The 24,048-nt window shown below is 71.4% G+C and carries 13 protein-coding genes and 1 pseudogene; 2 read left to right on the plus strand and 12 right to left on the minus strand.

Annotated elements, in window-relative coordinates:
- The first annotated feature begins 4 nt into the window (after nt 1-4).
- Nucleotides 5-394, plus strand: a complete 390-nt coding sequence (locus tag ND450_RS12105; RefSeq protein WP_253326237.1) for an ankyrin repeat domain-containing protein — start codon at nt 5-7, stop codon at nt 392-394.
- A 12-nt stretch (nt 395-406) separates the two neighbouring features.
- On the opposite strand, the gene ND450_RS45710 is transcribed toward ND450_RS12105, so the two are convergent.
- The 3 genes and pseudogenes from ND450_RS45710 to ND450_RS12115 all read right to left on the minus strand — a co-directional run bounded on the left by ND450_RS45710 (nt 407) and on the right by ND450_RS12115 (nt 2,063).
- Complete coding sequence (locus tag ND450_RS45710; RefSeq protein WP_371927763.1) at nt 407-1,042, minus strand: glycosyltransferase; 636 nt, start codon at nt 1,040-1,042, stop codon at nt 407-409.
- Nucleotides 1,031-1,414: pseudogene (locus ND450_RS45715) on the minus strand (glycosyltransferase); the annotation flags it as partial. The pseudogene ND450_RS45715 and the gene ND450_RS45710, both read right to left, overlap by 12 nt.
- Nucleotides 1,415-1,634: 220 nt before the next feature.
- On the minus strand, nt 1,635-2,063 hold the full coding sequence (locus tag ND450_RS12115; protein ID WP_253326239.1) for a MarR family winged helix-turn-helix transcriptional regulator: 429 nt from the start codon (nt 2,061-2,063) through the stop codon (nt 1,635-1,637).
- 77 nt (nt 2,064-2,140) lie between these two features.
- On the opposite strand from ND450_RS12115, the gene ND450_RS12120 reads away from it, so the two are divergent.
- Nucleotides 2,141-2,662 carry a hypothetical protein gene (locus tag ND450_RS12120; RefSeq protein WP_253326240.1) on the plus strand — a complete coding sequence of 174 codons (522 nt, stop codon included), beginning with the start codon at nt 2,141-2,143 and terminating at the stop codon, nt 2,660-2,662.
- Here ND450_RS12120 and ND450_RS12125 read toward each other — a convergent pair.
- The 9 genes from ND450_RS12125 to ND450_RS12180 form a co-directional block, all read right to left on the minus strand.
- Nucleotides 2,628-3,290 (minus strand): TrkA family potassium uptake protein, encoded by a 663-nt coding sequence (locus ND450_RS12125; protein WP_253326241.1) that lies wholly within the window; start codon nt 3,288-3,290, stop codon nt 2,628-2,630. The genes ND450_RS12120 and ND450_RS12125 overlap by 35 nt on opposite strands.
- On the minus strand, nt 3,280-4,605 hold the full coding sequence (locus ND450_RS12130; protein WP_253326242.1) for a TrkH family potassium uptake protein: 1,326 nt from the start codon (nt 4,603-4,605) through the stop codon (nt 3,280-3,282). The genes ND450_RS12125 and ND450_RS12130 overlap by 11 nt, the downstream gene beginning before the upstream one ends.
- A gap of 352 nt (nt 4,606-4,957) precedes the next feature.
- Nucleotides 4,958-5,191, minus strand: a complete 234-nt coding sequence (locus tag ND450_RS12135; RefSeq protein WP_253326243.1) for an MbtH family NRPS accessory protein — start codon at nt 5,189-5,191, stop codon at nt 4,958-4,960.
- A 12-nt stretch (nt 5,192-5,203) separates the two neighbouring features.
- Nucleotides 5,204-6,235 carry a guanitoxin biosynthesis L-enduracididine beta-hydroxylase GntD gene (gntD, locus tag ND450_RS12140; RefSeq protein ID WP_253326244.1) on the minus strand — a complete coding sequence of 344 codons (1,032 nt, stop codon included), beginning with the start codon at nt 6,233-6,235 and terminating at the stop codon, nt 5,204-5,206.
- On the minus strand, nt 6,222-7,340 hold the full coding sequence (gene vioD, locus ND450_RS12145) for a capreomycidine synthase (protein WP_253326245.1): 1,119 nt from the start codon (nt 7,338-7,340) through the stop codon (nt 6,222-6,224). The genes gntD (ND450_RS12140) and vioD overlap by 14 nt, the downstream gene beginning before the upstream one ends.
- A gap of 14 nt (nt 7,341-7,354) precedes the next feature.
- The gene (locus ND450_RS12150; RefSeq protein ID WP_253326246.1) at nt 7,355-9,139 is read right to left on the minus strand and encodes an ABC transporter ATP-binding protein; all 1,785 of its coding nucleotides are present in this window, start codon (nt 9,137-9,139) and stop codon (nt 7,355-7,357) included.
- Nucleotides 9,132-10,979: an ABC transporter ATP-binding protein gene (locus tag ND450_RS12155; protein WP_253326247.1), complete on the minus strand. Its 1,848-nt coding sequence runs from the start codon at nt 10,977-10,979 to the stop codon at nt 9,132-9,134. The genes ND450_RS12150 and ND450_RS12155 overlap by 8 nt, the downstream gene beginning before the upstream one ends.
- A gap of 14 nt (nt 10,980-10,993) precedes the next feature.
- Complete coding sequence (gntD, locus tag ND450_RS12160) at nt 10,994-12,004, minus strand: guanitoxin biosynthesis L-enduracididine beta-hydroxylase GntD (RefSeq protein ID WP_253326248.1); 1,011 nt, start codon at nt 12,002-12,004, stop codon at nt 10,994-10,996.
- A gap of 13 nt (nt 12,005-12,017) precedes the next feature.
- Nucleotides 12,018-23,909 carry an amino acid adenylation domain-containing protein gene (locus tag ND450_RS12180; protein ID WP_371927694.1) on the minus strand — a complete coding sequence of 3,964 codons (11,892 nt, stop codon included), beginning with the start codon at nt 23,907-23,909 and terminating at the stop codon, nt 12,018-12,020.
- Nucleotides 23,910-24,048 lie beyond the last annotated feature (139 nt).

A 24,048-nucleotide genomic window follows, 5' to 3' on the forward strand; every position in this document is an offset into this window, starting at 1 on the left:
GGCCGTGACGCTGACCGAGCAGGAGCTCGCGTTCCTCCAGTCGATGTTCGACCTCGCGCGCACCGGTGACACCGACCGGCTCGCCGAGGCGGTCGACGCGGGGATCCCGGTGAACCTCACCAACTCCTCCGGCGACACCCTGCTGATCCTCGCCGCGTACCACTGCCACGAGGACGCCGTGGCGGCGTTGCTGGAGCGGGGCGCCGACACCGGGCGCGTCAACGACCGGGGTCAGACGGCGCTCGGGGCGGCGGTCTTCCGCCGCTCCGAGCGGATCGCCGGGATGCTGCTGGACGCGGGCGCGGATCCCGCGCTCGGGCCGAGATCCGCACTCGACGTGGCCCGGTACTTCGAGCTGACGCCGATGCTGGAGCTGCTCACCGCGCCGCGGTGACGGCCTGGTCGTTCAGCGTGCGCCGGTTCCCGATCGCGCGGCCTCGGCCGCGCTCGGGAACCGGCCGTACAGCCGGTTCACGCACACGGCGACGTCCTGCCAGGTGTGCCGGGCCTGGACGCGGTCGGCCGCGGCGATCCCGCACGACGTCCTGAGCGTCTCGTCCTCCAGCACCTCCCACAGCGCCCTGGTGAGCCGCTTCGGGTCGCCCGGCGGGACCAGGAGCCCGGTGACGTCGTCGATCACGGCGTCGGTGAGCCCTCCGACAGCGGTCCCGACGACCGGTTTGCCGCACGCCATCGCCTCCAGCACCATCGGGTTCCACGACGTGCGGTGCGGCACGCACGCCACCACGTCCGCCGAACGCAGCAACGCGGGCATGTCCCACCGCTCCACCGGCCCCAGCAGATGCGTCCGTTCCCGCACGCCGAGCCTGTCCGCCCACCGCGCCAGTTTGTCCGTGCGGCCGGCCGCCGTTCCCGCGACCACGAGTTCCGCGCCCCGCAGGCGTGGCAGGGCGGCGATCAGGTCGGCGACGCCGTTGTCCGATGACGACTCCACCGAGGTGACGATCCGGCGGAGCTCCGATCGGGCGCTCACCGGGCCGATCGGCTGGAACAGGCCCGTGTCGACGCCGCGCGCCACCACCTCGATCCGCGAGCGGGGCACCCCGGCGGCCGCCAGGTCGAGCACCTCCTGCTCGGCGTTCGCGACGACGAGCGCGGTCTCCTTGCCCACCAGCCGTTCGACACCGTTGTGCTCGGTGGCGGCGACACCGTGGAACGACTGCACGACAGGCACTCCCGACCGTTGCGCCGCCAGCACGGCGGCGAGGCCGGACCGCAGGAAGTGCGCGTGCACGAGATCCGGTCTCGTGCGGTCCCACCGCGCCCGCAGTGCGTCGACGAAGGCGCCCAGCCGCAGGTCCGCACCAGCGCCTCGCGGCGTCGTCCCCGCCTCGTCCGGGCCGTGCAGGCGCACGTCGTGCCCGAGTCCTCTCAGCGCCTGGGCGAGGCTCGCGGCGTGCGACCCTCCCCAACCGGGTAAGTCTTCCGCCTACACCATCGCGATCTTCATCGGACCTCTTCCCTCGGGGAGCACAGCGCACCCTCCGTCCGCAGGGTGCGGCTGTGACGGAGGGCTGCGGCTCAACCCGATTCCGACCGTAGCCCAGGCGGGCGACGTCCGCAGTTCGCGCGGAATCCGGGCGGCCACTCCGGTGCTCACGAAGCGTTGAGCGCTACCGCCGCTCGTTCAGGATCCGCGTCTGCTCGCGCAGCACGGCGATCGTGCGCGTCACCCAGTCGCCGATCACGGCCTGCTCGGCGGGCGTGTAGCGGTCCGTCAGCTCGGCCATGGCCTTGGCCAGGCCGGAGAAGGCGTCGCCGAACGCGCCGGGCACCGCGGTGATCACCAGCCGGCGGCGGTCCTGCGGATCCGGTTCGCGCCGGGCGAGCCCCGCCCGTGCGAGGCGGTCGACCACGCCCGTGACCGCACCGGGGGTCAGGCCGATCTCCTTGGCCAACTCCCCCGCGGAGACCGATCCGGCACCCATGATCACGGCGAGCGCGCGCTGGTCCACGGCCGTCACGCCGAGGCTCGCGCCGACGGCCTCGTGGAACGCGACCACGGCGGTGCTGAGCTCGCGTCCGGCATCTCGATCTTCCACGTCGTCACTTTACCTCGCGCGATATTTCAGTACACTGAACTAAATTATTCACTCAACTGAAGTGATCAGGGGGAAGCGTGAGCGAGCTGAAGCTGGCGTGGGAAGTGCCGAAGTGGACCTGGCGCTGCTACACCCGGCACCTGCCGCTGGTCGTCGGGCTGTCGTTGATCGCCTCGGTCCAGCGGCTGGTCGTCGTGAACTGGACGGGCGAGGTCTCCCCCGCCCTCGCGACGGCGTCCGAGGTCGTGGTGCTGGCGGCGCGCGTCCTGCTCGTGGTGCTGGTGTGGCGGATCGCCGTGGCCGGGAGGCAGCTGCGCTCCGACCGTGACTTCGCCCGCCGGCACTGGCGCAGCCTGGTGTGGCAGGTCGTCTTCCTGGGCGCGGCGTTCGCCGTGTTCGAGGTGCTCGCCGAGCACGTGGTGTCGGCGCTGCTGCCGCCGTCGGCCAGGCAGACCTACCTGGCCGTGCTGCTGTTCGTGAAGAACCCGACGGTCATCGCGCTGACGTTCCTGTGGTGGATCGGCGTGCTCCGCCAGGTGTTCACCGAGGAGGCCGGCGCGGCCGTCACGTCAGGTCCGCGAGCCGTTCCACGTCGGTGACCTTGCCGGCGACGATCAGCACGTCACCGCGTTCGACCACGGTCTCCGCGGTGGCGTGGTCGAAGCCCTCGCCGGGCCGTTTGACGCCCACGACGGTGACGCCGTACTTGCCGCGCAGCCTGCTCTGGCCGAGCGGCTTGCCGATCGCCTCCCGGGGCGGCCGGGTCTTGATCATCGCGTAGTCGTCCTCGAACTCGATGTAGTCGAGGATCTTGCCGGTGACGACGTGGGCCACGCGTTCGCCCATCTCGTGCTCGGGCAGGACGACGTGGTGCGCGCCGATGCGTTCGAGGATGCGGCCGTGCTCGCGGCTGATCGCCTTGGCCCAGATGTTCGGGATGCCGAAGTCCACCAGCACGGCGGTGGTCAGGATGCTGGCCTCGAGGTTGGTGCCGATGCCGACGACGGCCCGTTCGAACTCGTCGACCCCGAGCTGGCGCATCACCTCGGCGTCGGTCGTGTCGGCGACGACGGCGTGGGTGAGGTCGTCGGCGTGGCGCTGGACCAGCTTCGGGTCCGAGTCGATCGCCATGACCTCCACGCCCTGGGCGACGAGCTCGAGCGCGAGCGAGCTGCCGAAGCGGCCCAGCCCGAGCACGACGACGCGGGATTCCTGGTTATCCGACAATGGGTCGCTCCTCGGGTAGTTCGTAGCGCCTGCGGCGTTCCCGCAGCGCCAGGGCCGACACCAGGGTGATCGGCCCGACCCTGCCGATGAACATCAGCACGATGATGACCAGCTGCCCCGTGACGGACAGGTCGTCGGTGATGCCGGTCGACATCCCGACGCCACCGAACGCCGACGAGGTCTCGAACAGCACGTCGTCCAGGCGGAACGAGCTGGTGGCGAGCAGGACGAGCGTCGCGGCCATCACCACGCCGACGCCCAGCAACGCGACCGTGACCGCCTGCCGCTGCACCTCGGCGCCGATCCGGCGGCCCATCACGTGCACGCTCGGCTCGGCCCGCACCTCGGCGTAGAGCACGAACGCGAGCAACGCGAACGTCGTGACCTTGATCCCGCCCGTCGTCCCGGCGCTGCCGCCGCCGATGAACATCAGCACGTCACCGACGAGCATCGTCGCGGGCTGCAACTGGGCGACGTCGACGGTGTTGAACCCGGCCGTGCCCGGCATGACGCCGTGGAACAGTCCGATGAGGAGCTTGTCCCCCACCCCGTACGGCCCGAGCGTGCCGGCCCGCCCCCACTCGACGGCGAGCACCACCAGCGTGCCGAACGCCATCAGCCCCAGGTACACCGGCACGGTGATCTTGGTGTGCAGCGACCACCGCTTCCGGCGCCGCCGCAGGAACTCGAACAGCACCGGGAACCCCAGCCCGCCCGTCACCGCCACCACGACGACCGGCAGGCAGATCCACGGATCCGTCGCGAACCGCATGAGGTTGTCCGGGTAGAGCGCCAGCCCGACGCTGTTGAAGGCCGAGATCGAGTGGAACACCCCGGAGTACAGCGCCCGCCCGAACGGCTCCCCGTACCCGAGCCAGAACCGCAGCGCCAGCACCACCGCGCCGATCGCCTCGACGACCAGGCTGATCGTCACGACCCCCGCGACGACCGCCCGGACCTGTCCCAGGTTCAGCGTGTTCGTCTCGGTCTTCACCGTCAGCTGCATGTGCAGCCCCAGCCGGTGCGAGATCAGCAGCGCCAGCACCGACGCGAGCGTCATGATGCCGAACCCGCCCACCTGCCACAGCACCAGCAGCACGACCTCGCCGAACACCGACCAGTGCGACCCGGTGTCCACCACCGCGAGCCCCGTGCCGCTGATGCCGGAGGCCGCGGTGAACAGCGCGGCCATGAAGGCGGTGGCCTGCCCGGACTCGGCGGCGACCGGCAGCATCAGCAGCGCGGTGCCGGCCGCGGTGGCCGCCAGGAAGGCGAGTACGACGAGGCGGGCGGGGTGCCGCCACCCGGTGATCACCGCGCCAGCCTAGATCGTCCTGTCCGGACTCGGGGGACGCGGCGGGGCCAACCGGTCGCTGGGCCGCGCGAGGGAGGCGGGCTGTGATCCGGACCTGCGGCGCGTCGGCAGGAGGGCGGCGGGCCGTGCTTCGGGCCCGCGGCGTGCCGGGAGGAGCGCAGCAGGCCCGCGGCGCGGCGGCCACAACGGCGAGCACGGTCCACCGACGCACACGGCCCACCGCGCGCCGCCCACAACAACGACCCGGACTCCCCGCGGCACGACGGCGGGTCGTTCCCTCCGCCCCCTCACCACGCGCGAGCGCGGCCCCACCGGAATCCCGGCGAGGCCGCGCCCCACGTCACCTGATCGGTCACCGACCGGCGGCGGCCTGCCGGTCCAACTGCTCCCGCACACTGCGCGGCCGCATGTCCGTCCAGTGCTCGTTGACGTAGTCGAGGCACGACTGGCGGCTCTCCTCGCCGTGCACCACGGTCCACCCGTCGGGCACGGTGGCGAGCGTCGCCGGCCAGAGGGCGTGCTGGTCCTCGGCGTTCACGACCACGAAGAAGCGGCCGTCCTCATCGTCGAAAGGGCTCGTGCGCATCAGAATTCCTGCCTAGTAGATGGTGCGGTCGTCGGCGGTGCGGCGGTGGGCACGCGACTTGCGGAGGTCGCGGGCGATGTTCAGGCGGGTCAGCCAGCGGTCGGTGCCGTCGAAGCGGGCCTTGAACGGCTCGCGGCCGTGGGTGCCCCGGTAGTTGTCGAGGAACAGGACCTCGCCGGGCTTCAGGGCGTAGCCCGTGATGGCGGCGTCGATGGCCTTGACGATCGTGTCGAGTGCGGCGGCCGCCTCGGGATCGGAGGCCGGGACCTCCATGAAGTACGGGTCGAGGCGCAGGTAGGGGTCCTCCTGCGGACCGAACAGGACCGCGATCGGCTCCGGGTGGGCGTCCAGGCCGGAGATCCACTCGTAGCTGCGGTCGCGCAGGCGGCGCAACTGCTCGTCGTCGCCGTCGTTCTGGCGGTTGGCGGCGAGGTGCGAACGGTCCGGGCGGATCGGGAACCGTTCCTGGCGCAGGACTTCGACCACGTCGTCGGGCAGCGAGATGCCCTCCAGCGAGCCGTACGTGGTGTTGACGCCGTCCGGGTTGCGCAGGCACATGAGGCCCACGTAGTCGGTGCGCATCGGGTGGAACGCGTCCTCGATGTGCCACGTCAGCAGCTCCTCGCTGCCCGAGCCGAGCTGCTCGTACTGGTGCTCCTTGATGGGGAACACGTCGTGCAGCAGCCGGCCGTCCTGCTGGGTCGACCACGCGATCGGGTCGCCCAGCAGCGACGCGCACAGGTAGAAGAACAGGTCCTCGGCCAGCGTCGGCCTGTCCTCACCCCCGCAGTCCTTCCAGTGCGCGGGCGTCGGGCCGATGCGGTCGTCGTCGAGCCGGTAGCCGCCGATGACGCACAGCGGGTGCGGCTCGGTCAGGCGGAACTCCAGCAGGCCCGCACGGAGGGCGCGGGGCAGTTCGTGGGCGATGACCGTGGCCTCGCGCACGAACTCCGGGTCCTCCACCGTGCGGTAGCGCGACGCCAGCGAGGCGACGAGGGCGTCGGCCTCGGCGACGTCGGATGCGGACAGGTCAATTCTGAACACGGGCCTTCTCCCCCACTAGTGCGAGCGTGTCGAGGCCTCGGGCGAACGAGGCGGCGGGACCGCCGTAACCCAGCCGGACGCGGGTCGGGTCCCCGAAGCACGTCCCCGGTACGAGGAGCGTGCGGTGCCGGCGTGCCAGTTCGTGGCAGAAATCGGTGGTGTCGGCGTGGCCGAGGAGCCGCGGGAACGTGGACGCGCCGCCCATCGGCACCGGCAGGTCGATCAGGTCCGGGTGCTCGGCGGCCCACTCGCGCAGCAGTGCCAGGTTGGTGCGGGCGTTGTCCATGCGCGGGCCCACCAGCAGGTCCGCGTTCTGGGCGACGCGCGTGGCGAGCAGTTCCACCAGCGGCGACAGGTGCAACGTCATGCGGTCGCGCAGGTCGAGCGTGCCGCGCAGGACGTCCTGCGGGCCGATCGCCCAGCCCACGCGCAGTCCCGGCAGGCCGTAGCCCTTCGACAGCGTGCCGATCGAGATGGCCCTGTCGTAGTCGTGCACCGGGTCGACCAGCGGCTCACCCTCCACGACCATCTCGCGAAAAGCCTGGTCCCACACCAGGTACGCGCCGGCCTCCCGGCAGATCTCGACGAACTCGTCGCGCTCGGCGGGAGTCAGCGACGCGCCCGTCGGGTTGTGCGGGAAGTTCACGACGACGGCCTTGGCACCGTCGACGACAGCGCGCAGGTCGTCCAGGTCGGGCCGGAACCCGTTCTCCGGGCGCAACGGCCACACCCGCAGGTCGCAGCCCATCGTCCGGGCGATCGACGTGTGCGTGTGGTAGGTCGGCTCGGTGACGACCACGGCGTCGGTGGGCTCCAGCAACGTGCTCAGCACGAGGTAGATCGCCTCGCTACCGCCGTGCGTGACCATGACCGTGTCAGGGTCACCGGTGCCCCAGTGCGCGGCGATCGCGGTCCGCACCTCCTCGCCGCCGAACGACGTGCTGTCGCGGAACACCACGGCGTCGAGCTCGTCGGCGCCGATGCCGAGCAACGCCCGCAGGTCGGCGAGCGAGTAGTCCTCGACCCCGCTGCTGCCGATGTCGTCGTCCACCGCGAAGTAGTACAGACGCATCCAGTCCTCGAGAGGTGCTGGTTCGAACTTCATCAGGACGGCTCCTTTCAGCGGTAGGCCGAGGACTGCAGGTCGTACAGCTCGGCGTAGAGGTCGGGGTGGGCCATGAGGTGCTCGTGACTGCCCATCTCGCGGATGCGGCCGCCGTCGAGCACGACGATCAGGTCCGCCATGCGCACGGTCGAGAACCGGTGCGACACGAGGAGGGTCACGGTCCCTCGCGACTTCCCTTCACGAGCGGCCGCGGCGAACCGCTCGAACAACGCGTGCTCGGTCTGCGGGTCGAGAGCGGCGGTCGGTTCGTCGAAGACGGCCAGCAACGGGTCGGTGCGCAGCAGGCCACGGGCGAGCGCCAGCTTCTGCCACTGCCCGCCGGACAGCTCGACACCGCCGTCCCACTCCCGGCCGAGCCGCGTGTCGAGCCCGTGCGGCAGACCGTCCACAACGGACCTCGCTCCGGCTCGTGTCAAAGCTCCTTGCAGGGCCACGTCGTCGTTGATCCGCGAGGTGTCGGCGACGCCGATCGCCTCGCGCGCCGGCAGTCGCAGCTCCACGAAGTCCTGGAACGCCCCGGTGAGGCGCGAACGCCAGTCCGGGACGGGGAACCGGCGCAGGTCGACACCGTCGACCTGGATCTTGCCGTCGTCCGGCTCGTAGAAGTCGCACAACAGCTTCACGAGCGTCGACTTGCCCGCGCCGTTCTCCCCCACCAGCGCCACGACGGCTCCGGCGGGCAGGTGCAGCGAGACGCCGTCGAGCACGGTCCGCTCGCTGCCCGGATAGCGGTAGGTGACGTCGACGAGGTCGATGCCGCGGGCCAGCGTCGCGGGCGGCGCGACCGGCTCGTCGGGCTCCTGGGCGGCCTCGGCGGCGAACCGCTCCAGCCACAGGTAGCGCTTCGCCTGCTTGAGGCACCACAGGAAGTCGCCGCTGTACCCGACGGAGGTGGCGACGACAGCGGCCATCTCGATCGTCAGGCCGACGACCATCACGACGTCACCGGGGGTCGCCCTGCCCTCGACGGCGAGCCAGACCACCAGCGCGATCGCCCCGAAGAACCCGGCCGCGTTGATCACGGCGTCGACGCTCTTCAGCGCGGCCCCGCGCCAGGCGGCGCGGTTGCGGGTGTCCAGCACCTCGTCGGACACCTGGTGGTGCCGGCGGACGAGTTCGCGGGTGAGCCCGAAGATCCGCAGCTCCTTGCCCGCGCCGGCGGTCGTGCCGATGTCGAACAGGTGGCGGCGCAACCGCTCGGGTTCGCCGGTGTCCTCCTGCGCGTCCACCGCGAGGTCGTTGGCCCGGCTGGTGATCCACAGCGAGATGAACGCCAGCAGCGCCAGCGAGATCAGCGCCGGGTGGACGTCCGCGAGCAGCAACGCCGTGGTGCCGAAGCCCACGACCGCGCTGACCAGGCCGGCCGTCGCGTTGGTCATCTCGGCGAGGCTCTCGCGCTCCTCGCGCAGGAGCTGGATCTGGTCGAGGTACTTCGGGTGCTCGTGCGGCGCGAGGCTGCCGATGCCGCCGAGCAGCCGCATCAACGTCCTGTCCGACAACGCCTGCGTGCGCTCGAGGACCGCGAACACGCAGTGGGCGTTGTAGTACTGGGCGACGATGAGCAACCCGGTCGCGGCGGCGATGCCGAACCCGGCGGTGAGCGCGCGGTCCAGGTCGCTGTCCGCGGCGGCGTCGACGAGGTTGCCGGCGCTGTAGGCGATCAACGGGCCGGTGAGCGCGAGCGCGATCTCCGTGAGGATCTGGAAGACCGCGTGCCAGCGCGCCGCCCGGAACCCGAAGCTGATGGTGGTGAGGAAGGCCTTCCAGGTGTCACGCATCGGTGCCTCCCACCGGCTGGAAGCGTTCTGCCTGGAGGCGGAACAGGTGGGCGTAGCGGCCGTCGAGGTCCATCAGCTCGTCGTGGCCACCGGCCTCGATCGCCCGGCCCCCGGACACGACCACGATCCGGTCCGCGCGCCGCACGGTGGAGAAGCGGTGCGAGATGATGATCGTGGTGAGGCCCTGTGTGAGGTCGAGGAACCGTTCGTACAGCTCGGCTTCCGCCCGCACGTCCAGTGCCGCCGCGGGCTCGTCGAGCACGAGGACCTTGGCGCCCGCCTCGACGGCGAACATCGCACGGGCCAGCGCCACGCGCTGCCACTGCCCGCCGGAGAGGTCGACACCGTCGGTGTAGGCCTGCGACAGCACGGTGTCCCAGCCGTTCGGGAGCGATTCGACCAGATCGCCGATCCCGGCCCGTTCGGCGGCGCGGCGCAGCATGTCCTCGTCGCCCGCGTGCTCGGGAGCGCCGAGTCCGATGTTGTCGCGCACCGGCAGGTGGTAGCGGGTGAAGTCCTGGAACAGCACGGCGACGCGCCGGCGCCACTCCTCCGGGTCGAGGCTCGCGAGGTCGGCGCCGTCCACGGTGATCTTGCCGCCGGTGGGCTCGTAGAACCCGGCCAGCAGCTTCACCAGCGACGTCTTGCCCGCGCCGTTGTCCCCGACGATCGCCAGCGACCGCCCCGCCGGGATGGTCAGGTCCAGTCCCCTGTGGACGTCGCGGTCACCGCCGGGATAGCGGAAGTGCACGCCCTCGTACCGGATCTCCTGCGCCGGAACGTCCTCGCCGACCGGCAACCCGGACTGAGGAGGACCGCTGTCCGACAGGCGCTTCTCCAGTGAGAGCAGCTTCGGCACGGTGACGGCCGCGTTGGACAGGTACAGGTGCTCGTCGCCGACCGCGTACTCGTTCGCGTTGGCCAGCGCCTCCACGAACACCGCGAGCGCGGCCAGCGTCAGATCTCCCCGCACGGCCGCATAAGCCAGCAGGCCGTACGACAGCAGGTTGATGACCATGATCGCGGACGCGGACCCGACCACCATGCCGGGCCGCGGCCTCCGTGCCTTGCGGATCGGCCCGATCCCCGCCTGCCACAACGTGTCAAAGCGGTGCACGAGCCAGTCGAGCACGCCCCACAGCCGCACCTCCTTGGCGGGCGGCGGGTCGAGCGCGAGGTCGCGGACGTACTCGGCCTGGCGGAGCTGGGCGCTCTGCCCGAAGCCCTCCTCGCCGACGCGCAGGTAGTCGCGCTGCATGCGGTAGACGATGATCGGCCAGACCACGAGCCACAGCGCGCCGAGCCACCAGTGGAACCAGGTGAGCACGGCCGCCGAGCCGACCGCCCGCAGCCACGACGTGAGCACCTCGGGCAGTGCCTCGACGGTCTGGCCCGGCCGGTGCGCGCTCATGCCGAGGCCGCGCACGATGCGGACCTCGTCGACCACGTCCGAGTCCTCGAGGTGCGCGATGCCCCTCGGTTTGCCGAGCGCGGTGAGCACGACCTCCTGCAGGTACCGGTCGACGTCGCGGCCGAGCGTCGACACGGCGGCTCGCAGCAGCGGGGACGTGAGGCGCTCCAGCAGGATCGCGACGGCGACGGCGATCAGCAGGGTGCCCACCCGGTCGGCGGCGGGCGAGTCCGCGCCGCCGCGCGCGGCGTCCGGGATGGCGCCGATGAGCAGGCCGGTGAGGACCGCGATCCCGATGGGCAGGACCGCGCTCACCACCACGCCGCCCGCCAGGAGCACCGTGCGCGGCCGGCTGACCCTGGGCAGGACCCGGAGGACGGCGAGGATGCCCCTGGCGGTGGGCGGGAGGGTGTGGAACGGGTTCGGCATGACTTCCGTATCCGTCAGATGAGGCGTGCGGTCGCCGAGGCGCGCCGCTCGTGGGACTTGCGCAGGTCGGTCGTGATGCTGACCCGCTTGAGCCAGCGGTCCGTGCCGTCGTAGCGGGCCTGGAACGCCTGCCTGCCGTGCGCGAGGCGGTGGTTGTTGATGATCAGCACGTCACCGGGCTCCAGGGCGACGTCCAGGCAGGACGCCTCCAGGAGGTCGCTGACGGCCTGCAACGCCCTGCGCGCGGCCGGGTCCGTCGGCGTCTCCATGAAGTACGGGTCGATGCGGATGTACGGGTGCTCGCGCGACCCGTAGAGCACCGCGACGCGGTTGTCGTCGGCCTTCATCTCGTCGATCTCGGAGAACTCGGCGTCGACGCCCTTGGTGACGTTGTGCTTCGCCAGGTGCGAGTCGTCCGGCCGGATCAGGAAGTTCGGCTCGTGCAGCAGCTCCAGGACGTCCGCGTCGAGCGAGCGCAGGTCCGGCTCCGACACGATCGTGGCGACCTTGTCGGGGTTGCGCAGGCACTCCAGCAGCAGGTAGTCCGCGCGCCACGGGTGGAACGCGTCCTCGGTGTGCAGCGTGAGCGTGTCGGTGCTGCCGATCCCCATCTGCTCGGTCTCGAACCCCTTGATGGGGAAGATGTCGTGCACGAGCCGGGCGTCCTGCTGGGTCTTCCAGCCGAACGGCTCACCGAGCAGGGATCCGTGCAGCAGCAGGAGGATCTCCTCGGCGAACTCCGGGGTCGGCACCGGCCGGCCGCGCCAGTGCTCGGGCGTCGGGCCGATGCGCGCGTCGTCGATGGTGTGGCCGCGGACCACGGCGTAGCCCAGCTCGTCCTCCAGCGCGAAGTCGCGCAGGAAGCGGCGCTGGCCCACGGGCAGTTCGGCGGCGAGCAGCGGCAGGTCGCGCAGCAGCTGCTCGTCCGCGGGACCCGAGTACTCCTTGGCGAGGCGCAGCGTCAGGTTCTCGGCCTCGGCGGCCTCTTCCGACGACAGGGTGTAGATCCGTTTGGGCGTGGACAAGGACTGCTCCCCCTCAATTGCTGTTCGGGAGTGCGATGAGGGCCTCTGCGGCTTCCCGGAAGCGGGACGCGACCCGTCGCACGGTGTCGGTGCGGTGCAGGTTGGTGCTGTGGTGCCATTCGACGAGGAGCTCTCCCCCGCCGGTGCGCTCGATCTCCAGGTGCAGCGCGTACGGACGAACACCTCCGCTGGTGCTGTCGCCGCACAGGTCACCCGGTAGTTCGTCGGCGACGAGGCCCCTGACCTCGTCGTCGCCCACGGTGTCGAGGCCACCCGTGAAGTTGATGTTGATCTGGCGGTCGGGCGCCGCGCGCAGGCGGCGCACGTCCTGGTCGTCGGCCGTCAGGTGGCGCAGCGCGCCGTACCCGACCCCGTGGCGTGGCACGGACTTCAGGCTTTCCGTCGCGGCCCGGAGAGTTCCGGCGCCGTCGGTCAGGTCGTCGTGGTGGAGCACCAGCGGGTGGACCGAGGTGAACCAGCCGACCGTGCGGGACAGGTCCGTGCCCGGTGCGACGCTCTCGCGGCCGTGGTGTTCGAGGTCGACGACGACGGTGTCGGTGCCGGCCCACTCCCCGAGCGCCTGGTGCAGGGCGGCCAGGACCACGTCGAGCACCAGGGCGTTGGGCAGGTCTCCGGCCGCGACGGTGACCTCCGTGACCGCGGCGGAGTCCTCGGTGTTGGCGCCGGTGGCGTCGACCGGCAGTGAGAACGGCGTCTCCGCCTTCTCCAGCCAGTACGGCAGTTCGGCGCGGACCTCGTCGCTGCCGGCGAAGGCGGCGACGGACTCGGCCCACCTGCGGAACGACGTCGTCTTCGGCGGCAGCTCCTCACCCCGGTAGGCCGCGTCGAGGTCCTCCAGCAGGACGTTCCACGACACGCCGTCGACCACGAGGTGGTGCACGACGAGCCCGAGGCAGGCGGGTTCGTCCCCGCGGTCGACCAGGATCGCGGCCATCAGCGGCCCGTTTTCGAGGTCCAGCGAGCGTTGCAGCGCGTCCATGTGCTGCCCGACATCGCCTTGCACGACCTCGAACCTCGCTGCCTCACCCGGCTCGACGATGTGCTGGTGCCAGCCGTCGGGGCCGTGGTGCAGGCGGGTGCGCAGGGCGTCGTGGTGCGTGACGAGGGTGGTGAGCGCGGCGGCGAGCCTGCCGGCGTCGACGTCCGGCTCCAGTTCGAAGATGCCCGACCAGTTCCAGTGGTTCCGGTCGTCGATGGGGGCGTTCGTGAACCACCGCTGGATGGGCGTGAGCGGCACCGGTCCGGTCGCCGGACCCTCGTCGATCGTGACGGGAACCGTGGCGACGGCGGCGAGTTCCGCGACCGTCTGGTGGGTGAAGAGGTCCGCGACCGCGAGGCCGAGCCCCGCGGCACGGGCCCGTGCCACCACCTGCAGGCTGGCGATCGAGTCGCCGCCCAGGTCGAAGAAGTTGTCGTGCACGCCGACGCGGTCGGCACCGAGCAGCTTCTCCCAGATGCCCGCCAACGCCCGTTCCTGCTCGGTGCGCGGCGCGACGAACGCCTGGTCCGCCTCCGGCGAGGCGGGCTCGGGCAGCGCCTTCCTGTCCAGCTTTCCGTTGCTGGTCAACGGAAGCGCGTCGAGCGTGACGAAGGCGCTCGGCACCAGGTGGTCGGGCAGCCGCTCACGCAGGAACGCCCGCAGCTCGCTCGTCCCAGCCTCGGTGACCACGTACGCCACCAGCCGCTTCCCGGTCGCCGAGGCCGTGGCCACGACCGCGGCGGCCCGCACGTCGTCGTGGGAGGTGAGCAGCGCCTCGACCTCACCGGGCTCGACCCGGAAGCCGCGGATCTTGACCTGGTCGTCGGCACGGCCGAGGAACTCGAGCGTCCCGTCGGCACGCCAGCGGGCCCGGTCCCCGGTGCGGTACAGCCGCTCGCCCCGGTGCGTCGGATCGGGGACGAACCGTTCCGCGGTGAGGTCCGCGCGGCCGACGTACCCGCGCGCCACACCGGGACCACCGACGAACAGCTCACCCGCGACGCCGGGCGGCACCAGCTGCAACCACGGGTCGAGCACGAACGCCCGCATGCCTGCGAACGGCCTGCCGATGGGCACCTGCGTGGTGACACCGTTGAGCGTGTGGACGGTGCAGGTCATCGTGGTCTCGGTGGGCCCGTAGGCGTTCACGATCCGCAGGTCCGGCCGGCGTTCGCGGGCGGTGCGGGCGTGCTGGGCCTGCAGGGCGTCACCGCCGACGACGAGCAACCGCAACCCGTCGAGCACGTCGGGCGAGGTCTCGACCAGCTGGTGGAAGAGGCCGGTCGTGAGCAGCGAGGCCGTGATGGCGTTGTCGCGCAGGAACCTGCCGACGTCCATCCGCTCCGCGACGTCCGCCGGGCCGACCACGAGGGTGGCGCCGTTCAGCAGGGCGAGCCAGATCTCGAACGCCCCGGTGTCGAAGGCGATGCCCGCGAGGTGCGACACGACGTCGCCGGGCTCGACGCGGACGGCCGGGTCGGTGCAGACCCTGGCCACGCCTTCGTGGGTGAGGGAGACACCCTTGGGGGTTCCGGTGGAGCCGGAGGTGAACAGGACGTAGAGCTCGCTGTCGGCGGCGCCGACGATCGGGAGGGGGCCGGCGGCCCCGGGAGGAGCGGGGAGGCGTGGGCCGGGGGCGGTCGGAGGCGGAACGTCTGCACCGGCCAGCGCCAGCACCTTCACCCGCGGGACGTCCAGCGGCCACTCCCCCGCCGTCACCACGAGCCCGACCTCGGCCACCCCCACCACCTGCGCGAGGCGGGCCGGGTTCTGCGCCGGGTCCAGCGGCACGTAACTGCCCCCGGCCCCGATCACCCCGAGCATGGCGATGATCAGCTCGACACTGCGGTCCAGGTGCAACCCGACCCGCGTGCCCGCCCCCACCCCGTGCGCCCGCAGCCACAGCGCCACATCCGAGGCCCGCCGGTCGAGCTCCGCATAGGTGAGGTCCACACCGCCGCGAACGGCGAGCCGGTCCGGGTGGGCCAGGACCTGCCGCCCGAACAGCGCCGCCAGGTGTCCCGAGGCCAGCTCCCGTGGCGAGGACGTGCTCCACTCCAGCACCTCGGCCCGCTGCCCGGCGTCCAGCAGCGCGATCTCCCGCACCGGCGTGCCCGGCGCTTCCGCCACCGCGGTCAGGATGAGCTCGAGCTGGTCGACCAGCGCCTCGACGGTGTCCGCGTCGAACGCGCCCGTCGAGTACTCGCACAGCAGCGCGAGCTGCCCGTAGACGTCGACGACGAGCTTGAGCGGGTAACGACCTTGCTCCAGCATGGCCGGCGAGTCGAACTCGTCGCCGTCGTCACCCTCGTCGTCGAGGCCGCTGGGCAGGTTCTGGACCGCCACGATGCTCTCGAACAGCCTCGGCACGCCGGCGATCCGCTGGATGTCCACCAACGGCGAGTGCTCGAACCGTTGTGCGGCGACCTGTCCTTCCTGGACGGTCCGCAGCCACTCGTCGAACGGCGTGCGGTCGCCGGGGACCCGGACCCGCACCGGCAGCGTGTTGATGAACAGGCCGACGATCGACTCGACGCCCGGCAACGCGGCCGGGCGGCCCGAGACGGTGAGGCCGAAGACGATGTCGTCGTCACCGCTGTGCGCGGCCAGCAGCAGAGCCCACGCGGCCTGCACGACGGCGCTGATCGTGACGTGCTCGCGCCGTGCGAGCGCCTCCAGCGCGAGGGCCACGCTCTCCGGCAGTTCGCGGTGGTGCCTGCCCTGGTCCCAGTGCAGCCGCGACGTGCGGTCGACCGGGAGCGCGGTGGGTGAGGTGAAGCCGTCGAGGTACTCGCGCCAGAAGTCGTCGGCGGCGGGCTGGTCCTGCAACCACGCGATGTAGTCGCGGTACGGGCGCACCGGCGGCAGCGCCTCGCCCCGGTAGGCGGCGAGGACCTCGCCCCAGACGAGCGGGATGCTCCAGCCGTCGAGGTACAGGTGGTGGAAGGTGAACACGACCCACTGGCGGTCGCCCCGGTCGGCCACGTACACGCGCAGCAACGGGGCGGTGGTGACGTCGAACCCGCGCCGCTGGTCGGCGTCGAGCAGGTCGTCGAGCGCCGCGGTGGGATCGTCGACCGACGTCCAGTCGAGCACCTCGAACGGCACGTCGACCTCGCCGGCCACGACCTGCAGGGGTTCGTCGACGCCCTCCCACACGAACGCGCTGCGCAGCGCGGGATGCCGTCCCACGACGGTCCGCCAGGCCTCGCGCAGAGCGGCCGCGTCGAGCGGTCCGCGCAGTTCCCGCACGTCCTGCGCCCAGTACACGGCGGTGTCGGCGGGCGCCTCCAGGACGTGGAACAGCATGCCCTGTTGCATGGGCGACAACGGGTACGCGTCCACGGCTCCCGGCACCCGCGCCTTGAGCGGTTCCAGGTCGGCCAACGGCTCCGCGCTGATCTCCGCGCCAGCCGCGACACCCGTGTGCAGGGCGATCTGCTGGATCGTCTGGTGCGTGAAGAGGTCGGCGATCTTCAGCTCCAGGCCGGCTTCCCGGGCCCGCGCCACGACCTGGAGGCTGATGATCGAGTCGCCGCCCAGCTCGAAGTAGTTGTCGTGCACGCCGACCCGCTCGACGCCGAGCACCTGCGACCACACCGCGGCCAGTGCGCGTTCGGCGTCCGTGCTGGGCGCCACGCTGGTGGATTCCGGCGCCTCCGGCAACGGCAGCGCGCGCTTGTCGAGCTTCCCGTTGGAGTTCAACGGCAACTCGTCCAGCGCCACGATCGCCGACGGCACCAGGAACTCCGGCAGCCGCTCCCCCAGGTAACCCTTCAGCGCGGCGGGTTCGGCGGTGCCCACGACATAGGCGACGAGTCGCTTGCCCTGCTGCAGCTCGCGAACGACCACAGCGGCGTTGGTGACCTCGGGATGCCCGGCGAGCACGTGCTCGACCTCGCCCGGCTCGACGCGGAAGCCGCGGATCTTGACCTGGTCGTCGGTGCGCCCGACGAAGTCCACGACACCGTCGGCACCCCACCGCACCAGGTCACCGGTGCGGTACATGCGGGCACCGGGCACCTCGGGGTCCGGCACGAACCGCTCGGCGGCCAGGTCGGCACGCCCGGCGTAACCACGGGCCAGGCCGACGCCGCCGATGTACAGCTCTCCCGGCACGCCGACCGGCGAGGGCCGGAGCCACCGGTCCAGAACGGAGAAGTGCAGGCCCCGCAACGCATCGCCGATCGGCACGGTCGCCGGACCGAGCCGTCCGGTGTGCATGTCGTGGAACGACGCGTACACAGTGGACTCGGTCGGCCCGTACATGTTGAAGATCCCGACGGCCGGGTTCGCGTCGAGCACCTTGCGAGCCTGGACCGGGGACATGCCCTCACCGCCCGCGAGCACCTTGCGGTGCCCCGAGAACACGGCCGGGTCGGTGTCCGCCAACTGGTGGAACAGCCCGGTCGTCATGAACGACAACGTCACGCCGTGCTCGGTGTAGAGCTTGGCGACGTCGAGGCGTTCAGCCAGGTTCGCCGGAGCGACGGCCAGCGTGGCACCGGTGAGCAACGCGGTCCAGATCTCCCAGGTGGAAGCGTCGAACGACACCGCCGCCATGTGCGCCACGACGTCACCGGGGTGGGCGGCCACCGCCGGGTCGAGGACGACCCGCAGCACGCCCTCCTCGGTGACCTCGACGCCCTTCGGGACACCGGTCGAGCCCGAGGTGAACATCGTGTAGACCAGTCGCCCCGGCACAGCAGCGAGTTCGGCCCACTCCTCAGGCGCGGACTCCAGCTCTGCGAGTGAGACGACTCGGGGACCGTCCAGTGCGTAGTCGCCACGCGAGACGACCAACTCGACCCCGGCCGCCGCCTGCACGTCCCTCAACCGGCCGTGCGGCAACGCCGGGTCCAGCGGCACATAGGTCCCGCCCGCCTGCGTCACGGCGAGGATCGCGACCACCAGGTCGACCGACCGCTCGAACCACAACCCGACCCGGGTCTCGTCGCGCACACCGGCGGCACGCAGACCGGACGCGACACGCGCCACCCGCTCGCCCAGCTCGGCATAGGTCAGCTCGACAGCACCGTCGCGCACCGCGACCTGGTCCCCGAACTCCCCCACCACACGCCGGAACCGCTCCGCCAGCCCGACGAACTCCTCGTCCACCGCGGGCCCGGCACCCCAGCCCGTCACCGGAGCGGGCGTCATCTCCCGCACCACGGTCAACGGCCGGCGTGCCACCGAGGTCAGCACCTCCGCCAGCTGCCCGAGCAGCCGCTCCACAGTGGACGCGTCGAAGGCACCGGTGGAGAAGTTGGCCTCCACCTTCAGGGTCGCCTCGAGGTCGACGGCCAGGATGATCGGGTAGTGCATCTGCTCGACCGAGTCGGTCGAGGCGAACAGCTCCTCCGGGTCCTCCTCGCCCTCCTCCGGTGCCGCGCCCTGCGGGTAGTTGCCGAAGACGAGCATGCTGTCGAACAGGCCGCCCGTGGTGACGCGCTGGATGTCGGCGAGCGGCGTGTGCTCGTGCCGCTGCACCGCGACCTGGTTCTCCTGCAACTCGCCCAGCCAGTCGGCGAACGACGTCTCCCACGCCACGCCCACCCGCACCGGCAGCGTGTTGATGAACAGGCCGATGATCGACTCGACGCCGGGCAGGTCGGCGGGCCGGCCGGACACCGTCAGGCCGAACACGACGTCGTCCTCGCCCGAGTAGGCCGCCAGCAGCACCGACCACGCCGCCTGCACGACCGTCGACAGCGTCACCCGGCGGTCGCGCGCCAGGGCCATGAGGTCGGTCGTGACGTCACGGGGCAGCGCCAGTTCGCGCCGGTCCTGGGACCAGTGCTCGCGCACCACGCGGTCGACCGGCAGCGGCGTCGGTGAGTCGAAGCCGTCCAGGTAGTCGCGCCAGAACCCCTCGGCCTCGGCGGCGTCGCGCCGGCCGAGCCACGCGATGAAGTCGCGGTAGGGCCGCACCGGCGGCAACGACTCGCCCTGGTAGGCGGCCGTGACCTCGTCCCACAGCAGCGGGATGCTCCAGCCGTCGGCGTAGAGGTGGTGGAACGCCAGCAGGATCCAGTGGCGGTCACGGCCCTGCGCGACGACGACCCGCAGCAACGGCGCCGTGCTCAGGTCGCAACCGCGGGCCCGGTCCTCGGCCAGCAGCTCGTCCACGGCGGCGTCGGCATCCTCGACGGACGTCCAGTCGCGCACCTCGAACGGCACCGGGACGTCCCCGACGACGACCTGCAACGGCTCACCCGACCACACGAAACCGGTGCGCAGCGCGGGATGCCGGTCGAGCACGAGCTGCCACGCGGCACGCATCGCCTCGACGTCGAGGTCACCGGTCAGCTCCCGCACGTCCTGCGTCCAGTAGACGCCGCTGTCCGGCGACTCGACGGCGTGGAAGAGCATGCCCTGCTGCAACGGCGACAACGGGTACGCGTCGACGAGTCCGGGCGTCCGCTCGACCAACGCGTCCAAAGAGGACTGCGAGAGCCCCGCCAGCGGAACGTCGGACGGCGTCAGGCCGGAAGCGCCGGAGAGGCAGTGCTCCACGATCCCGGCCAGCGCCGCCACGTAGTCAGAGGCCAGCCGTGCGATCGTCGAACGCTCGTGCAGGTTGGTGCTGTACTGCCACTCGACGGACAGCGTCCCGTCGGCGGCCTGGACCACCTCGACGCCGAGCACGTGCGAGCGCAGCCCGCCGTCGCCCTCCGCGGGGCCGCACAGGTCCTCGGAGAGCTCACGGGTGACCAGGCCGTCCGGCTCCCCGTCCGCGTCCGCCCCGCCGAGGTAGTTGAAGACGACCGGCCGTGCCGGCGCACCGCGGAGTTCGGCGTCCCGCTCGCGCAGCACGGTGTACCCGACACCGCGCCGGGGCACGGCCCGCAGCTGTTCCTTGACGGCCTTGATCACGCCGGCGACGTCGTCGAGGTCGGAGTGCCGGAGCCCGACGGGGTGGATGGCGGTGAACCAGCCGACGGTGCGGCTCAGGTCGATGCCGTCGGCGATCGGCTCGCGGCCGTGGCTCTCGAGGTCGATCGCCGCGGCGCCCGCTCCCGTCCACCGGCCGAGCACCTGCAGCAGCGCGGCCAGGAGCAGTTCGTGGCCCTGGGTGCGGTAGGCGCGGTGGGCCTGGGTCAGCAGCAGCGCAGTGCGTTCCGCGTCGAGGGAGACGCGCACGGACTCGGTCGAGTCCTCGGTGTTGGGGCCGTCGAGGTCGGCCGGCACGGGCGTGGTCGTCCGCACGACGTCCCGCCACCACGCCAGCTCGTCCTGCGGGTCGAACGCCTCCAGCGCGGCGGCCCACTCCTGGTACGAGGTGGTCTTGGGCGGCAGCGCACCGCCGGAGTACGCGGTTTCCAGGTCCTCCAGCAGGAGGTTCCACGAGACGGCGTCCACGACGTAGTGGTGGACGGTGAGGCCGAACCACGCCGGCCGGTCGCCGCGGTCCACGTACACGGCACGCAACAGCGGCCCGCCGGTCAGGCTCAGCGACGTCTGCGCGCTCGTCATGGCCGCGGTGACGGCCTCGTCCAGCGCGGCACCGTCGAGACCCGAGGCGTCGAGCACGGAGACCAGCTCGGCGGTCTCGGCGGCGAGGTTCTCCTGCGTCCCCTCACCGAGTCGCAGCCTCAGGGCGTCGTGGTGCGCGACCACGGTGGCGAGCGCGGCCCGCATCGCGCCGGCATCGGTCCCCGGTGCCAGCTCGACCATGCCGGACCAGTTGAAGTGGTCGCGTTCCGGCAGGTCCTGGCGCAGGAACCAGCTCTGGATCGGCGTGAACGCGACCGGCCCGCTGACGGCACCCTGATCGGCCGTCGGCTCCTCGGCCGTGCTCACGCGGGCCGCGAGCTCCCGCACCGTCTGGTGGGTGAAGAGGTCGGCGATCTCGAGCCGCAACCCGGCGGCGCGGGCCCGCGACACGATCTGAAGGCTGACGATCGAGTCGCCGCCCAGCTCGAAGAAGTTGTCGTGCACACCGACGCGGTCGACGCCGAGCACCTGCGTCCACACCTCGGCGAGCGTGCGCTCGGCCTCTGTGCTGGGCGGCTCGTACGCGGTGCTGCTCTCGGGCGCACCGGGGTCGGGCAACGCCCGCACGTCGAGCTTCCCGTTGGAGTTCAACGGGAACTCGTCCACCGGCACCACGGCCGACGGCACCAGGAACTCCGGCAGGCGTTCGGCGAGGAAGCGCCGGAGCTCCGCCGGCTCCGCCGTGCTCACGACGTACGCGATCAACCGCTTGTCGTTCACGACGACAGCGGCGTTGGCCACGTCCGGGTGCCCGGCGAGCACGTGCTCGACCTCGCCCGGCTCGACGCGGAACCCGCGGATCTTGACCTGGTCGTCGGTCCGTCCGACGAAGTCCACGACACCGTCGGCACCCCATCGCACCAGGTCGCCGGTGCGGTACATGCGGGCGCCGGGCACGTACGGGTCGGCCACGAACCGCTCCGCGGCCAGGTCGGCACGGCCCGCGTACCCACGCGCGAGACCGGTGCCACCGATGTACAGCTCACCCGGCACACCGACCGGCGTCGGTTGCAACCAGCGGTCGAGCACGTGGAAACGCAGGCCCCGCAACGCCGTTCCGATCGGCACCGACGACGGGCCGAGCCGTCCGGTGTGCATGTCGTGGAACGACGCGTACACAGTGGACTCGGTGGGGCCGTACATGTTGTAGATCGCCACGGCCGGGTTCGCGTCGAGCACCTTGCGAGCCTGGACGGGCGACATCGCCTCGCCGCCGGCCAGCACCCTGCGGTGCCCGGAGAAGACGGCCGGGTCGGTGTCCGCCAGCTGGTGGAACAGCCCGGTCGTCATGAACGACAACGTCACGTCGTGCTGGGCGAAGAGCTTGGCGACGTCGAGGCGTTCGGCCAGGTTCGCCGGGGCGACGGCCAGCGTGGCGCCGGTCAGCAACGCCGTCCAGATCTCCCACGTGGAGGCGTCGAACGACACCGCCGCCATGTGCGCGACCACGTCACCGGGCTGGGCCACCACCGCGGGGTCGAGCACGACCCGGACGACGCCCTCCTCGGTGACCTCGACGCCCTTCGGCACGCCGGTCGAGCCCGAGGTGAACATCGTGTAGACCAAACGCCCCGGCACGGACGCCGGCGCGAAAGGCTCGGCGGGTGCGCTCTCCAGCTCCACGAGTTCGACCACCCGCGGACCTTCCAGCGCGTAGTCACCGCGGGACACGACCAGCTCGACTCCGGCCGCCGCCTGCACGTCCCTCAACCGGCCGTGCGGCAACGCCGGGTCCAGCGGCACATAGGTCCCGCCCGCCTGCGTCACGGCGAGGATCGCGACCACCAGGTCGACCGACCGCTCGAACCACAACCCGACCCGGGTCTCGTCGCGCACACCGGCGGCACGCAGACCGGACGCGACACGCGCCACCCGCTCGCCCAGCTCGGCATAGGTCAGCTCGACAGCACCGTCGCGCACCGCGACCTGGTCCCCGAACTCCCCCACCACACGCCGGAACCGCTCCGCCAGCCCGACGAACTCCTCGTCCGCCGCGGGCCCCACACCCCACCCGGTCACCGGAGCGGGCGTCACCTCGCGCACCAGCTGCTCGGGCCGCGCCACGGCGGCTGACAGCACCTCCTGCAGCTGGGCCAGCAACCGGTCGACCGTCACCTCGTCGAACGCACCCGTCGAGAACTCGGCCTCGATCTTGAGCGTGTCCTCCAGGTCGACCGCGAAGGCGATCGGGTAGTTCACCTGCTCGATGGAGTCGAGCGCGCCGAAGCGGTCCTCGTCGTCGTTCTCCTCGTCCTCTTCGGACAGAAGTGCCTGCGGGTAGTTGCCGAACACGACGATGCTGTCGAAGACACCGCTGCCGCGCGGGAGTTCCGACCAGCGCTTGATGTCCGAGAGCGCGGTGAACTCGTAGCGCTGCACGGCGACCTGGTTCGCCTGAAGCTCTCCCAGCCAGTCGGCGAAGGTGCGCTCCCACGAGATGCGCACGCGCACCGGCAGCGTGTTGATGAAGACGCCGACCATCGACTCGACGCCGGGCAGGTCGGCGGGGCGGCCGGACACGGTGAGGCCGTAGACGACCTCGTCGTCGCCGGAGTAGGCCGACAGCAGGAGTGCCCACGCCGCCTGGACGACCGTGGACGGCGTGACGCGCCTGCGGCGGGCGAGGTCCATGATCGACGTGGTCAGGGCCTCGGGCAGTTCGGCCCGGCGGCGGCCCTGGGCCCAGTGGTCGCGGACCGAGTGGTCGACGGGCAGCGCCGTCGGGGCGTCGAAGCCGGCGAGGTAGTCGCGCCAGAACGCCTCGGCCTCGGCGCGGTCACGCTTGCCCAGCCAGGCGATGAAGTCGCGATAGGGCCGCACGGGCTCGAGGTCCGGGGTGGTGCCGCGGCAGAAGGCGTCGTAGGTGGCGCCGACCTCTTCGAGGACGACGGGCACGCTCCAGCCGTCGCACAGTCCCGAGTAGAGCGCCCAGACCATGCGGTGGTGGCTGGTGCCGTCGTTGATGACGTGCACGCGCATGAGGGGCGGCTTGGTGAGGTCGAAGCCCTGGGCGCGGTCGTGGGCGAGCAGCTCGTCGAGTGCCGCCTTCTGGTCGGCCACGGCGGTCCAGTCGTGCACCTCGAACGGCACCTGGACGTCACCCAGGACGACCTGGAGCGGCTCGGGCACGCCCTCCCACACGAAACCGGTGCGCAGCACGGCGTGGCGGGCGACCACCGACTCCCACGCGCGGCGCATGGCGGCGAGGTCGAGCACCCCGTCGAACTCGTAGAGCCCCTGCGCCCAGTAGACGCCCTTGTCCGATTGCGCCTCGAGGACGTGGAAAAGCATCCCCTGCTGAACCGGCGCCAACGGATACATATCTTCGATCACGGATACGCCCTCCCCTGACACACTTTTTACACAACCGTCATTTAAGGGGTCAAGCGATTCCTGCCGAGCAGTCATACGACATTTGAATGAGGGTCATGCGCAGCGAACATGAACATTTAAAATGGCACGCAAAATAGACCCGTGCACCACCGTTGAATTCACTCCCCCAGATGCGCAGACCCCAGTGCGCTGAATGCCGCCGAGCTCGTTCCCG

Origin of the sequence: Lentzea sp. HUAS12, assembly GCF_024125735.1 — a bacterium.
GTDB lineage: Bacteria > Actinomycetota > Actinomycetes > Mycobacteriales > Pseudonocardiaceae > Lentzea > Lentzea albida.